Annotated in this window: 14 protein-coding genes; 9 read left to right on the top strand and 5 right to left on the bottom strand. The window is 34.7% G+C overall.

All coding sequences use genetic code 11. The annotated features are described in order from the left end of the window. Positions 1 to 118: 118 nt before the first annotated feature. The 9 genes from G6R09_RS11025 to G6R09_RS10985 all read left to right on the top strand — a co-directional run bounded on the left by G6R09_RS11025 (position 119) and on the right by G6R09_RS10985 (position 9,019). Complete coding sequence (locus tag G6R09_RS11025) at positions 119 to 670, top strand: elongation factor P hydroxylase (RefSeq protein WP_163922420.1); 552 nt, start codon at positions 119 to 121, stop codon at positions 668 to 670. A gap of 15 nt (positions 671 to 685) precedes the next feature. Continuing rightward, positions 686 to 943 carry a YfcL family protein gene (locus G6R09_RS11020; protein WP_065176356.1) on the top strand — a complete coding sequence of 86 codons (258 nt, stop codon included), beginning with the start codon at positions 686 to 688 and terminating at the stop codon, positions 941 to 943. Between the two features lie 103 nt (positions 944 to 1,046). After that, a complete protein-coding gene (locus G6R09_RS11015; protein ID WP_163922417.1) occupies positions 1,047 to 2,072 on the top strand; it encodes a hypothetical protein in 1,026 nt (341 codons plus the stop codon). Continuing rightward, entirely contained in the window at positions 2,062 to 3,297 is a 1,236-nt protein-coding gene (locus G6R09_RS11010; RefSeq protein WP_163922414.1) for an oligosaccharide flippase family protein, read from the top strand. Before G6R09_RS11015 ends, G6R09_RS11010 begins: the two co-directional genes overlap by 11 nt. Beyond that, positions 3,290 to 4,453: a CDP-glycerol glycerophosphotransferase family protein gene (locus G6R09_RS11005; protein ID WP_163922411.1), complete on the top strand. Its 1,164-nt coding sequence runs from the start codon at positions 3,290 to 3,292 to the stop codon at positions 4,451 to 4,453. The genes G6R09_RS11010 and G6R09_RS11005 overlap by 8 nt, the downstream gene beginning before the upstream one ends. Beyond that, a complete protein-coding gene (locus G6R09_RS11000) occupies positions 4,454 to 5,620 on the top strand; it encodes a hypothetical protein (protein ID WP_163922408.1) in 1,167 nt (388 codons plus the stop codon). Further along, positions 5,617 to 6,726, top strand: coding sequence for a glycosyltransferase (locus G6R09_RS10995; RefSeq protein WP_163922405.1), 1,110 nt, complete (start codon positions 5,617 to 5,619; stop codon positions 6,724 to 6,726). The genes G6R09_RS11000 and G6R09_RS10995 overlap by 4 nt, the downstream gene beginning before the upstream one ends. Further along, complete coding sequence (locus G6R09_RS10990) at positions 6,723 to 7,760, top strand: glycosyltransferase (protein ID WP_163922402.1); 1,038 nt, start codon at positions 6,723 to 6,725, stop codon at positions 7,758 to 7,760. Before G6R09_RS10995 ends, G6R09_RS10990 begins: the two co-directional genes overlap by 4 nt. 8 nt (positions 7,761 to 7,768) lie before the next feature. Further along, entirely contained in the window at positions 7,769 to 9,019 is a 1,251-nt protein-coding gene (locus G6R09_RS10985) for an exopolysaccharide biosynthesis polyprenyl glycosylphosphotransferase (RefSeq protein WP_306440118.1), read from the top strand. A gap of 267 nt (positions 9,020 to 9,286) precedes the next feature. On the opposite strand, the gene G6R09_RS10980 is transcribed toward G6R09_RS10985, so the two are convergent. The 5 genes from G6R09_RS10980 to G6R09_RS10960 form a co-directional block, all read right to left on the bottom strand. Beyond that, the gene (locus tag G6R09_RS10980; RefSeq protein ID WP_163922396.1) at positions 9,287 to 10,258 is read right to left on the bottom strand and encodes an OmpA family protein; all 972 of its coding nucleotides are present in this window, start codon (positions 10,256 to 10,258) and stop codon (positions 9,287 to 9,289) included. A 353-nt stretch (positions 10,259 to 10,611) separates the two neighbouring features. Then, the gene (locus G6R09_RS10975; RefSeq protein ID WP_163922393.1) at positions 10,612 to 12,843 is read right to left on the bottom strand and encodes a YjbH domain-containing protein; all 2,232 of its coding nucleotides are present in this window, start codon (positions 12,841 to 12,843) and stop codon (positions 10,612 to 10,614) included. Beyond that, on the bottom strand, positions 12,843 to 13,622 hold the full coding sequence (locus G6R09_RS10970; protein WP_163922391.1) for a capsule biosynthesis GfcC family protein: 780 nt from the start codon (positions 13,620 to 13,622) through the stop codon (positions 12,843 to 12,845). Before G6R09_RS10970 ends, G6R09_RS10975 begins: the two co-directional genes overlap by 1 nt. A gap of 14 nt (positions 13,623 to 13,636) precedes the next feature. After that, positions 13,637 to 14,359 carry a YjbF family lipoprotein gene (locus G6R09_RS10965; RefSeq protein ID WP_163922389.1) on the bottom strand — a complete coding sequence of 241 codons (723 nt, stop codon included), beginning with the start codon at positions 14,357 to 14,359 and terminating at the stop codon, positions 13,637 to 13,639. A gap of 133 nt (positions 14,360 to 14,492) precedes the next feature. Next, positions 14,493 to 14,777 (bottom strand): hypothetical protein, encoded by a 285-nt coding sequence (locus G6R09_RS10960; protein WP_065176345.1) that lies wholly within the window; start codon positions 14,775 to 14,777, stop codon positions 14,493 to 14,495. Positions 14,778 to 15,045 lie beyond the last annotated feature (268 nt).

Raw genomic sequence — 15,045 nt, 5'->3', positions numbered from 1 at the left:
ATAAATATTGACGAGAACACATAAATTATTACGAGTATTCGCGATAAGGCAGGAAACCCTATATACTTCTTGCGTTAAATTACTATGACCTACCAATAATTATTAAATGAAAATGCATATGAGACATGATTATAACGATCTTATTCAGTTGTTTAATAAGGTCTTTTTAGAGCGCCTAAATACTGAACTATTATTAGGCGGCGATGAGCCTATTTATCTTCCTGCTTCTGAGGATCGTAACCACCATCAAATTATATTTGCACGTGGCTATTATGCATCAGCGATGCATGAACTCGGACATTGGTGTATTGCCGGAGAAGCAAGACGGTTATTAGAAGATTATGGTTATTGGTACCAGCCAGATGGTCGCAGTGCTGAAGTACAAGCAGAATTTGAAGTGGTTGAAATTAAACCGCAAGCGATAGAGTGGATTTTATCAGCAAGTTGTGGGTTTAAGTATCAGGTAAGTTGCGATAATTTGAGCGGTAGCTGTGAGCCTGATAGGGTAGGCTTCACGTTAAAAGTACGTCAGCAAGTTATCCACTATTTAACACACGGTATTCCAGAGCGTGCCAAAATGTTATCGAATGCGTTTCGTGATTTTTATGGCATAGAACCACTAACTGAAGCTGATTTTCCAAAGCCGATTCCATTAACTGATTACGCTTAAGAGCAAGGATAGAAGATGATCCACGATTACGAACAAAAGCTACTACAGCTTATTGATGACAATATTGACAGCGCAACGGATGATGAACTGTTTGCTGGTGGCTATTTACGTGGGCATATCTCACTTGCGGCTGCTGATTGTGAGTTGCAAGGCATTACTGATATTGCGCAGATGCAGCAAAAAGTAAAACAAAGCTTGTTGGACGCAAAAAGTGAATTAAGTCCAAGTGATTGGCAATTAGTTCAGCAATACAGTGATAAATTAATGGCGTAATTACATGCTATAGCATGGCGTTATGAGTAAGTTTAAAAATTAGAATGAATGCTTTGTGGGTGTATAGCATATCCCAAGGGCGGTAGCGTGTTTTGAGGATAATATGTCTGTTCAGAAAAAAAAACACTTGGCAAATACATCAATGTCTATTCAATGGTATTTATATAATTTATGGCTGGGTAAAAATATAATTATTGCTAATGTTATAATTATGGTTATATTAAGTGTTGGGTATGTGTTAATGTCTCATCAGTGGATACCTGCTACTGTTATCGTTACAAAAAATAAGTATTCAGATATGGGATATTTAAGAACTGATTTAAATCCATTTATTTTAAAAAATAATAATAGAATAGATAGAGAAATATTTGATGGCAATAAAAAAATTAAGAGCTTTATTGATTTATATAACTCACCTGAAAACAAAATAAACTTTATTATTAATAATATAACACTTATTAATTCTGTCAGTAAAAACAATAGCATCGAAGATTTTGAAAAAAAAATTAGAGCTATAAAAATAAGTGGTCATGATAGATATCTACTCATAGCTGAGACGTTTAACAGTAAAAGAAGTAAGATTCTACTTAATGAGTATATTAAATATACCATTAATAATACGAATGAATTATTGTATTTAACTACAAAGATAAAATCTTATAATATAAAAGAAAAATTAGATATTGAACATAAGATGTACTCGCTTATAAAAGATATTGGAAGTAATGCTTATTATGGAAGTTATTTTTTATATAAAAGTTTTTTTGATAAGGAACTTTTAAATAGGAGTTTATTACCTCTTTCATTAAGGACTTATGATTATGAAAAATATTTATATTATAATGGTTTAACAAAAAATGAATTTTTAAATGTTATTCAAAATAAGATGGATGATATAAAAAACACATCTAAGTTTATTGACTATATTAATGAAAAAAATAAAATCACGATTTTACCATTTAGTTACTTAGGTGAGATTATAATTGATAATCACGTAAGTAAAGTCGCACAATATATAACAGTTATAAATTCTGCTATTTCAGGTTTTATATTTGGTGTTATTATAGTTTCTTATAGATTAAGAAAAAAGTATAAAAATAAAATTAACGGTGAATGTTTTGTCATTTAAAGATGTTAATAAGAATATTATATCTTTGTTTTTTGTTCAATTCTCTAATTATTTAGTTCCGATAATAATCTTACCATATTTATCAAGAGTTGTTGGTATTGATGGTGTTGGTATTATATCAATAGCGTTATCTCTTTGTGCTATTTCATTTATAGTTACCGATTTTGGATTTACAGTATCGTCAACCTATTGGGTTTCTAAAAATAGAGATATGAAAGAAAAAGTCTCTAGATATATTGGCTCTGTGTTTGTATTAAAAACGATATTGGTATTTATTGTCTTATTAGGGTTGTATGTTTATAGCTATTTTTCAAAACAAGCAATTTTTAATAGTCACTGGATGCTTTTAGCTATATCAATGTCTGTGCTTTTTCAGGCTTTTCAGATAACTTGGTTTTTCCAAGGAATTGAAAAAATGAAGAATATCACATTCTGTGTTGCTTTTTCTAAATTTAGTTATTTGATCTTGGTTATTCTCGTTGTAAAAAAACCAGGTGATGAAGTTCTAGCTTTATTTTCATTTGGATTAAGTAATATGTTATCAATGTTGCTTGGAATATACTTATATAAAAAAGAAGGATATAAAATTATTAAGCCCTCTTTTTATGACGTGACGAAATTATTTAAAAATACATTTTCATTTTTTATGTCACGAGCTTCCGTTGGTATATATACTAGTGCTAGTACATTGATTATTGGTAATTTTGCAGGCGTACAACAAGCTGCTTTATACTCTAGTGCAGAGAAACTATATCAAGCATCTTTAAGTATGACATCACCTATCAGTCAGGCATTATATCCATATTTAGCACGGACGAGTGATAAGAAATTATTGTATAAATTTTTGCTTATTTTCTTACCAATAATGATTGTTGGTGTTAGTGGTTGTATTTATTTTTCAAAAGAAATAATAACATTAATATATGGCGTTAGTTTTATTGCTGCCGCCGGAACATTGAAAATATTTTTGATAATATCAGTGATTAGTTTTATTAGTATTAACTTTGGATATCCTGCTTATTCAACAATAAATCGTTTAGATATAGTAAATCGAAGTGTTATGATTGGAGCTATATGCCAACTAGCGTTATTATCTTATTTATATTATATCGATAAAATTACTGCAAATAATGTAGCACTATCAATATTATGTATTGAAATTATTATTATGCTGTATCGCGTAGGGTATTACTTTTACTTAATAAAAGGTTCTAAAAATGGATAAGATTTTCAATATTATATTAGGTATTATAGATCTTATTTTCCCAAAGAATAAAAGGAAAATAGCTATTCCATGTGTAATAGATAGTGAATGGCAAGGAAATTGTGCTTTTATTTATCAATATATTAAATCTGTTAGAAATATATATGGCGTTGATGTTCGTATATTAGTTAATAATAGTAGTAAACTTAGTAATATTAAAGATATTAGTGATGATATTCTACCGTTAAAGTCATTCTCAGGATTATACTATCTATTTACATCTGGTGTAGTGATATATCATCACGGTGCTTTTGCTGGAAGAATCCCCTTAATGTCTAAAAGAAGATTAAACTTACAAATTAATCATGGTATTCATTTTAAGAAAGTGGAATTAGCATTAGATCCAGATTGTTTAGAATATAAAAACAGTTCTAAAGTAAAAACAAAATGGTTTTGTGAATATCATACAGTATCTTCACATATTGATGCACTAGCTTGTTGTACATACTACCATGTTAAGTTGAATGACGTAAAAATAACTGGAATCCCTCGAAATGACTTATTTAATAATTTCGATGAAAAATTAATACCAGCAACTGTAAAAGATGATATTAATAAATTAAATGCTATTATTCAAGGGCGAAAAATCATTGCTTATGCGCCAACTTTTAGAAATGTAGGAAGTGCATATCAATTTAATGATGATGAAATTAAGCTTTTAGATGAGTTTTTAGAAAAAAATAATGCTGTATTTTGTTATGCAGGTCATCCTTACCTGAAAGAGCGTATAGTTCCAAAATCTAAAAATATTATTGATTTTAATAATGAATTCAATGATATTCAGTCTTTGCTTCTATTATCGAATGTTCTTATTACAGATTATTCTAGTGTCTGGTTAGATTTTCTATTAACAAACCAGCCTGTTATTAGCTTCCAATTTGATAAAGAAACATACAGAGACGATCGCGGTTTCTTATATAATGTAGATAAAATTTTCCCTGGAGATACAATAGAAACATTTGATTGTTTATTAGTGTCTTTAGAAAGGGCATTATTAAGTAATAAATCAGATTGTCATCGTTATCAAATGATTAAAGCTATGTTCCATGAATATAGTGATGGCAATAACTGCAAGAGGATTGTTGAATTTATTAACGAAAAAAAAGGATGGCTATAAATGAGGTTAACTAGTCATCAAGGATTAGATAAAATATTATTGTTTTTATTGTTAATGATCCCAAATATGTATACAACTAGCCCGTTTAGTTTATATGGGCTACAAATTATATTATTTGGGATATTAGCTTTATATATAGTATATAGAAATAAGAATTTTGATTTATCTATTTTGCTTATAGTTTTGTCTTTAGTTGCAATGTTATTTGCTACCAGTATTTATCATGTTAATTATTATTCCGACTTGGTTTACAGTGGTGTTGATATAATAATATTTAAACGCCTAATTCTTTGTTCATTTTGGGCTATATTATCGGCTTTTGTCGTAGAATATATTTTTTCTTTTAATCGAAATGATATAACTAAAATATTATCCTTAGTCATAATTATTCCCAGCCTATTTATTATAACGCAGATTATCGTTCATTATTTTTTTGGTTTTAATTTTGATTTCTCCATAATGACGGGAGGAATACCATCTCGTAGTTATTATGGAAATTATAGACCGAGTGGCTTTATGCCTGAGCCAGCAGTATATAGTGGTCAAATGATAGCTCTTCTTGCATTATTTTTGTTTTTTAATAAAAAAATAAATTATGCGTTTATTATAGGTGCTATATCTATATTTATATCGCAGTCTATTGCTGGCATTTTATTGTTAATGTTACTTACTGGAAGTTATATATTACTTTTTAGTAGTAGGAAGAAGATAATATATAGTTTGTTAGGTTTTGGTGGCGTGTTAATTTTAGCTTTACCTAAGTTGATTGAACGTTATCAGTTGTTTATAAGTGGTAAAGATGCAAGTAACAATATAAAAGGCGATGCTATTATTCACTTTATGACTAACCCTGATATTTATATTTTTGGTTATGGTATTGTTGGAAGAGATAGTCCTAATTTACCTTCTTATTATGAAGCATTAAAAGATTTAACAATTTTTGGTTCATCATTATCAATTTATGGTGTAATCATTGGTGGACTATTTTGTATTTTATTGATTGGTTTATTTTATTATTCAACGTTAGATTTTAGAATTAAAATAATATTATTTATACCACTACTTAAATTATGCAGCCCATCTTATCCTTTGTTTTGGTTATATTTGTGTGTTGTGTTGAAAATATTATTATTAACTAAGTGTAAAGAGAATAAGAAAAGTATATGAAAATATTACTAGTGACAACCGGCCTCGGTATGGGAGGAGCAGAAAAACAAGTTCTAGATTTAGCTGATGAATTTGTAACATTAGGTCATCAGGTAATGATTATGTCTCTTACTGGCGATAAAATAATAAATACTCAATCAAAAGAGGTTCAATTTACAGAGCTTTTTATGCCTAAAACACCTATCGGTTTAATTAAAGCTTTGTGTAACGCTCGTAAGTGTATTCAGAGTTTTAAGCCAGATGTTATTCATAGTCATATGGTGCATGCAAATATTTTTTCTCGTATATTAAGATTAGTTATCAAAATGCCAATGCTAGTGTGCACTGCTCATAACACTAATGAAGGTGGAAAAGGGCGAATATTAGCCTATCGCTATACGAATTTTCTTGCTGATATTAATACGAATGTTAGTGATGAGGCCGTTGAAGCTTTTATTAGAGATGGTGCTGTAAAATCAAGCCAAATGATTGCAGTAGCTAACGGCATTGATAATAAACGTTTTGTGTTTTCTCTAGATGTAAGGGATGAAAAAAGACAACAGCTTAATATTACAGATGATACTTTTTTATATATGGCAATTGGGCGCTTAGAAGAGCAAAAAGATTATCCTAATATGCTAGTTGCCATGGCTGAAGTAGTTAAAACTGCAACAGAGGAAGGTAAAAAAGTAAAACTTGCCATTATTGGTCAAAGTTATTTAGAACAAAAATTAAAACATTTATCGAATGATTTAGGACTAGAAGATTATGTAGTATTCCTTGGCTTACAGCACAATGTTGAAAGATGGCTTTCTGCTGCTGATTGTTTTGTTTTATCATCTGAATATGAAGGTTTTGGTTTAGTTGTTGCAGAAGCAATGCTTACTGAGCGTGTTGTTGTTGCTACAGATTGTGGTGGAGTTAGTGAGGTAGTTGGCGATTATGGCTATTTAGTACCGCCTAAAAATCCCCTATTATTATCCAACGCTATGATAAATATATTATATATGACAGATGAAGAAAAAGGAAAAATTGGTATTGCAGCTCGTCAACATATTGAATGTAAATATTCATTAAAAGCAATAGCAAATAAATGGCTTAATATCTATCAAGGTCATTATAAATGAAAAAAGTAGCCTTTATTATTACAAGGTCTGAAGTCGGTGGTGCTCAAACTTGGGTTCGGGATCAAATTAGATTATTTGATGGTGAAATTGAGCCAATAATTATTACAAATCATCAGGGTTGGTTATCAGAATCATTACCTGAAGTTAAATGTATTTACGTACCTCAGATTGAATCGCGATTCTCAATAACTGCTTTGCTCGCTATAACCAAAGCAATAAAAATAAATAAAGTAGATATTGTTATTGCTAGTTCTGCGAATGCAGGTTTATATAGTCGATTAGCTAGAATTTTTACTAAGTTTCGTTGCGTATATGTTTCACATGGTTGGTCATGTTTATACAATGGCGGATTGATGAAAGTTGTGTTTACACGAATAGAACGGTTATTGTCACTTTTAACTGACACAATTTGGTGTGTATCACAGCGAGATTACGAATTAGCTGAAAAAGTATTGCATATCTCATCATCTCGATTGAGTTTAGCGCGCAATGCAATATTTGTTAATTCAATAAACAATAGTACTGAAAAAAAATCAAATACTGATAATAAGTTACAGTTGTTAGCCGTGGGGCGCCTTGCTCATCCTAAAAGGTTTGATTTATTAATTAATGCAGTTAAAGATCTTAAGAATGTTAAGTTAACAATTGTTGGTGATGGCCCAAATCGGGAACGTTTACATCATTATAATTTTGATAATGTACATTTTTTAGGGGAAATAAAAGGTTTTAGTGATTATCAGAATTATGATGCTTTTGTACTGATTTCTGACAGTGAAGGTTTACCCATGTCTGCACTAGAAGCTGGGATTAATCAATTACCGATGATTTTAAGTGATGTAGGTGGTTGTAACGAACTAATCGATGCCACTAACCCAAATGGAATACTTGTATCAAATACGATTAACGATATTGTTAATGCGATTGAAGAATTGCTTTCAAAGCAATGCGAATTTGACAAAAATGCTAAGATTAAAAGTGAAACGTTTGATATTAAAGAATATAAGCTTTTTTATAAAAAAATAATTTTCGGCTAAAAATAACGGTGCTTGAACAGGGTGTAAATGTGAAAAAATTGCTTAATAACTCGTATGTTTGTCATACACTTGGAGTGATCATTGTCACTCTAATTCTATATTTGTGCTCTGGATATACTCATAGATTGCCAACAACAGTTATTAATACCTTATGGCTGACTATTGGGTGTTATTTATTAGTAGCTGCAATACTGCCTAAAATTACAACATATCTATTAGTTGAACGTAAATATTATATATTACCCGTCGTTGCTAGTGTTTTTACATTGACGATGATTATTGTATTTATGACTAGAATAGAATATTCACGTAGTACATTGCTATACGGGGCTATCTTGTGTTTTGTATGGTTTTATTTTACGACTCTTCTGCGTCAAGATAGCCAACGTTTAGTTCTTTTTGCTATTCCTAATTTTGATATTAGTTCGTTAAATCAAAAGGGTAGAGTGCGGGTGATTGAACTAAAAGCACCTTATGATATTGCAAATATTAAAGGTGGTTTAGTTGTTGATTTACATCGTAATCTTTCGCCAGAAGCTGAAAAGTTTATTGCAGATTGTAGTTTGAATAATATTACCGTTTTCCATGCTGAAAGTATTCGTGAGATGCTTGAAGGTAAAGTACAAACTAAGCATCTAATGGAAAATGCGATTGGTTCTTTGCAGCCTAATCCGCTTTATATGATGTTTAAGCGTATTTGGGAATCACTGATTATTATTGCGACTTTTCCGATTACATTACCAATAATGGCGATCACAGCTATTTTGATTAAATGTGAGAATCCGGGTCCTGCGATCTTTATACAAGAGCGAGTAGGGCAAGGTGGTAAGTTATTTCGTATTTATAAGTTTCGTAGCATGACCATCAAAGAAGCGGGTGCTGAAGATAAGTTTGCCACGGCAGAGCAAGCACGTGTAACCAAAGTGGGTAAGTTTATTCGTAAATTTAGAATTGATGAATTACCGCAATTTTTTAATGTATTAAAAGGCGATATGGCATTAATTGGCCCTCGTCCAGAGCAAGATAGTTTTGTAAAACAGTTTGAGCAAGAGATTCCATTCTATGGCTATCGACATATGGTTAAACCTGGTATTACGGGTTGGGCTCAAGTTGTTCAAGGTTATGCTGATGATACTGAATCGACATCAGAGAAGTTAGCACATGATTTATATTACATTAAGAATCTATCGTTCTGGCTAGATATTAATATTGTATTTAAAACTATTCGTACCATGCTTACAGGCTTTGGTGCTCAATAATTGAAGTATGTTAATAAAAAGCCCAATTCAATAATGAGTTGGGCTTTTTTTTTGCTTCTAGCTCTGCCACAAGTATTTCCCTTATACCAGCTATTATGCTTTCCTGCTTTCTCGCCACTCGCTACTCGTAATCTTTTATTCTCGCTACTTATCTTTCCATTTCCCCAAAACAAAAAAATCCGCCATAACCGTGAAGTTATGGCGGATTATCAGCGCTTACTAGTTACCTAATAAATACGCCGTACTAAGTTACTGTATCAGTATTAATTACTGAGCAACAACTTGAGTAACTGTTTCGATGTTTAGCTCAGGAACGATGATGTCAACACGACGGTTTTCAGAACGGCCTTCAGCAGTATCGTTAGAAGCAACTGGATCTAACTCACCACGGCCTTCGCTAAGAACGCGATCTTCACCAACATTTAGGTGTGCACGTAGTTCTTTAGCAACAGCTTCTGCACGCTCTTCTGAAAGCTTTTGGTTGTAAGCTTCAGGACCAGTGCTATCAGTGTGGCCAACAACAGTGATTGTAGCTTCAGGGTATTGGTTTAGACGCTCTTCGAAAGGCACTAGGTGTGCAGCATCGCCAGCAGTAATTTTAGCGCTATCGAACGCGAAAGGTACAGTTAGCTTAAGCTCTTCGATTGTTGCTACAGATACTTGATCAACATAAACAACTTCTGGAGCAACTACTGGTGCTGGAGCGCCCCAGTGGTATGCTAGAGAAACGCCAGCGAATTGAATGTCAGCACCGCCAACATCTTTGTAGTATTGGTACTCAACACGTGTAGAAACGTTGTTGTTGATGTAGTACTCAGCACCAACGCCAGCAGTTGCAGCCCAACCGTTGTCATCGTGAACTGCGCCGTTTTTAGCGTTCCAATCGTAGTAGAAAGCACCTAGCTTACCAAATACATCGATTTTATCGTTGATAGCGTAAGAGTACTTACCTACAAGGTCAGCACCTTGAGCAGTAAATTTACCTTGGCCATTAGTAACGCTTGCGCTACCTAGGTTAGTGTAACCCACTTCAGCTGCAAACCATGGTGTGATTTGGTAACCAGCGAAAACACCACCAGAAAGGTTTTTGTTATCAAGGTCGATGTTGTTAGTGCTGTCTTTGATGTCGTAGAAGCTATTACCTAAACGAGCACCAGCATAAAATGGGTTATCTGTTGCAGCATTTACCGCGCCAGATACAAGAAGAGCAAGAGGTAGTACTAGAAAAGTTTTTTTCATAATATTTGCCGTATTTTCCTAATTGTAATAGATCCGACTTAAGCCGGTAATTTTCGCACTATTATATGAAAGTGCTTGTCTATACCCTACAATAACAAACGCTATTGGGATATATTTTTCATATATATTAATGCATTTTTTTTGAATGACATAGCAATTAAACGGCGTTTCATTTTTTTTGGTGTTTAGAGTGTAACAAACTGTTAATAAGGAATTATTGCATACCTTTAGGGAATTCATGTTGGTATCATTTGCTTTTAACGCAATAGTAAAAAGTGCAAATTTATAAAAATGAGTCGAATAGTGACGAAAATCGGTAACCCAATAATGAGTTACCGATCTAATAACACAATTTAGTTATTAAACGCTTTACGTCCGCTCCATGGTTGGCGTCCATCGGTTAAGTCATAAAGGTGATATTGACGGCCTAGCATTTGACCACCATCACGGTTCATAGGTAACCATGAGATATGGGCACGGCTAGTGCTTGGCTTAACGGTTAGAATATCAAATGGAATCGAGACATAGAAACCTTTGTTAAAGCTACCTTCACCATATTCTTCTGCTGACATGCTGGTTTGAGTAATAAAAGCACCTGCGATAATGCCGCTATCAAATTGTTTTGAGAAGTCGATAGTGAAGCCAGTATCTTCTGCTAAATAACGCCCAGCACTGACTTTTAATAATGTATTAGGTAACCACTGCCATTGCGGTTGGTAATATGCGGTTAAATTACCGGTTGTCGTACCCGTTTGAACTTCATATGGACGACCTAAATGATCATCGAATTGATTTTGATCTTTAAAGAAGCCAAATGCTGAGTGCGGATCACGCTGCTTAACGTAATTGACATCAAGCCCTAATGCCCAATTACTACCAACAGGGCGGTAAAGCACCTCGCCACCAACACCACCAAACATCACTTCTAAATAACCCGCATACGCTTGGGCATACCAATCACTTGATACTTGATCTAACCACGTTAGCTGTAAGTTATTCATCCGTAATGTGTTATCAGTAATATACTGTCGTACTAAAGTACGCACACGTTTATTATGAGTACCATCAGGTGGAACATCGTATTTAAATTTATCGTAGGTATCGTAGAGGTTTAAATATACCGAGCCACCAACAGTGAAGTGGTTATTAAACCAATAGTCAGCACTGGCCGTAACCCCAACATTAAACATGTAGAAGCCTTCAGAGCCACCTAATGATTGCTGCAGAGTTGGCGCTACACCCACGTTCCAGTTCTGATTAAGATCAACCATTTGCTGACCTTGAATAGCACTCGGGGCAACCGTGGTACGACTATCAGCGATATTACTGCCGATATAATCATTGTTAGCAACTTGCAGTAGCTGCTGACGATTTAGAATAGTTTCGGTGATCGGCTGGTTAGCTACTGTTTCAATAATGTTGAATTGTTCAACTGCTGGCGCTTGGTTATTTAATAAAATCCCGGCGCGTAATTGGGCTTGATCACGATTGCGATATTTAACCTGTTCAGCGACCACAGTAATACTATTATCACCATGTTGATAAATGGTTGGATCTTTGTAGCCAGCTATCTCTTCAACATCTTGAGCTAACTGTTGCCATTGCTCAGTAGTTAAATTATTTGTTGTCGGCGTTGTGGTTACCGTTGGCATTGGCTCATCTAACCAGCTGGCTTTAAGCTGATTAAAGTTAGTATTAACGCTAAAGCCTAAGCTAATCGTATTGCCACGTTCATAGCTTATATTTGCCGTTGCCCAGTCGTTTAATTGATAAACAGCCCCGATATTAAATGGAGAACTTTGTGTTCTAGCATCATGGCCTCGCTGTACTCGATAATCTTGGCTATAGTCATTTCCATCATATTCAAGTTTTAGCTGTAAAGGTGAAAATGGTGTTTGATACTCGATACCACCAAATATTGCACTGCTACCTTTAAATAAACGATTAGTCTCTAAAATACCGCCAGTTGGCTTATAGCCACCGTAGTACTCGCGTTGACAATATTTATTACTGATCGCACAAAATGGGTTTTTAATATTTCCACTTTGACCAATATATCCCCACCCTAAACCAAGAGTGATATCAATAGGACCAAATTGTTTATTGGCTGCAATAAATTCGCTATCAAATAGACCAGTACCACCTAGATCTCGTAGGCCTATTGCTATTTCTGGAGCCCAATAAGATTCTTTTAAAACTCTAACTTTTACGTCAATACCCTTATCTGTACGTAAAGTCTCACCACTAAAGTCTTCATTGGTGTTATATAAAAAATTAGGTAGTTGGGTATAGCGGATAGTCGTTTCTAGCCATGGAAATAATTGTAATGATAGCCAATAATTATAATAATCTTTATTAAATGAAGCGCCGAGTGTTAGTTCGCCTTCTTGATGCATACGAGCAGTAGGCATTTGCATTAAACCAACACCGCCAAAATCACTACTAGAGTGACGTAACGTCGGGTTGCTAAATTCATCTGCGTAAGTATTACACAATGGCAATAACGCCATCGCTAGTGTCGACAGAGTAAATAACGGACGTTGGTAGTGGTGACGGCGAGTTGCAGCCGAGGTGACAGAGTTCATTACAACGTCCTGTTGATTAGCATTGAAGAAATATCATGGTTTAAATCACGATAATTATTGAATAAAGATTGGTAGCCAACATAAATGATTGCGCCAGGGGCAATATCCAAATGAGCATTATTCCAGTAAGCAATGGGGTGTTGTTGCACTACGCCATCCGGCTGAATAACGGTGACTTCACTATTGGCAGCAATATCTAATAGTGAGACATGGGCTAAATAGTCACTCGCAGCCATTCGTGCTTGCCAATCAAGCTGTTGCGGCTGTTCAATCGCCCCAATGACAGTGATAGACGTTGGGTGATTAGCCAAATTAAGTTGATAGTTTCCATTTAATAATGGGTTATCCGCGTTATGTAAACGTACTTTGTCGATATCAATTGCGACAGGTAAGCGCTGAGTTTGAATCTGTTGCTGTAACCATTGCGCAGTATTGGCAAAGCTGCGGCTAAGTGCTGCATCGTCACTGTGCTGTTGGCTTAATGTGGTTAGCTGCTTAATTAACGTTGCTTTAGCGCTCGGCACTGTAGTAGTGGTTAAGCTACTGCCAAGCCAATAAGGTGCTGTCGCTGTTGTGCGCTGCTTAAGGCTATCGCTAACAACTTGTGCTAAGCGTACTGAGTCGGCGTACTGTAAAGTGACAGCGGCTGCCGAATGACCATTAGCATGTAAGGTAATAGTGCTTTGAGCGATGGCAGGCATAGTAACCAATAAGCACAAACTCGCCATCGCAGCATAGGTGCGTCGGCAAAAGAATAAACTAAAAACTGAACAAGACATAAAAGATGCTACCGTTAGCCAAAAGGTTTAAGAATAGTCATTTCAACATTTGGTAAAGAGGGCGCTAAATATTGCAGGCTCTTTACCACTCTTCCCGTACGTTGCTCAATCCAAAAGGTGTTGCTGTAGTGGCGATCAAGCTGCTTGACGGTGACATTTTCATTAAAACGCAATACCGGCACTGATTTACCGTTAATGGTTAACACTTCAGGTCGCTGAAAAACAAACTCAGAATCAAGTTGATAACCAACGTGGTAACCCGGTTGCCAATCAATTGTGCGCTGCCAAGTGGTAGGCGTTGAGGCTAAATGTAGACCTAAGCTCAATGGATCTGCTGTTTTTGCGTGAGTACCCAATAAATTACCTTGGGCTAGATTAACGGTTTTTATTATGCGACCACTTTGAGTGATCAACATGCCGTTATCGCTTGCAAGCCATTTAAGTTGAGCCGGAGTAACCGTTGTATTGGCATTATTAATGGTGGCGCCAGTGGCTGTTTCAGCCAGAGCTAATACCATAAAAAGTTGAGATTGGTCGTCAATGCGAACATAGGTGCTGGCATAAGGTAATGCAGCAACCTCTTGTGCTGATTTATGAATATCCGCGGTACCGTAGATCGCGACATTAACCGTATCACTAACACTGGCTATTTTTTGGCTACAGCCAGAAGTCAATAAAGTGGCGGTTAAAAGTATAGCCAAGGTTGAAATAACATCAGAGGTGGTTTTTTTTAGCATTGGGTCGCGCTTCCGATAGGCCATATTAAAGCGAGAGATGGCAATCATCGCCCCTATTTACAAATAGAATAACCGTGACAAGCACGGTTATTTTTTTATTAACCTAAATTTTTACTAGGTTAAACGACATTAATTACTTAGCTGCGCTAACAGAAGTAGATGTAGAAGTAGATGTCGTTGTTGAGTTGGTGTTACCAGAATCGTTTGCTGCAATAGCAACTGCTGCAACAGCTGCTGCTGCACCAACAACAACTGCTGTTGTTGTACCCGCTGCAGTACCAGCAGCAGTTGTTGTGCCCGCTGTAGTACCTGTTTGTGTTGTAGCTGTGTCTGCTGCGTCATCAGCCACATAACCGCCAGCAAATGCTGATGAAGACATAGCTAGAGCAGCTAGAAGCACTAATGCATTCTTTTTCATGATGTAAATCCTTATTAGTAAAAACAACATTCACGTCAAAAAAATGACGATTTCATGGTTATTTATAAGTTTTATGAATTGATAATTATACCTTTTATTTGAATATAATTGCGCAGGTTTTTTTTGCCGCTATGCATCTGCGTTTATAAAGTGTGATATTGATCAAGATAATGTAATGATTTATAAAATTTGCGGTAACTATCAATTGTAAATGTGGTGGGTTTTGTATAAGACCTTTTTTTACAGTTAGTTGTAGGGGTTTAAAGTG

The organism is Photobacterium sp. Alg240-V54 (genome assembly GCF_900537155.1).
In the GTDB taxonomy this organism is placed as follows: domain Bacteria; phylum Pseudomonadota; class Gammaproteobacteria; order Enterobacterales; family Vibrionaceae; genus Photobacterium.
Note: the sequence above shows the minus strand (reverse complement) of the source record. Positions and strands in the feature narration are given on the sequence as shown.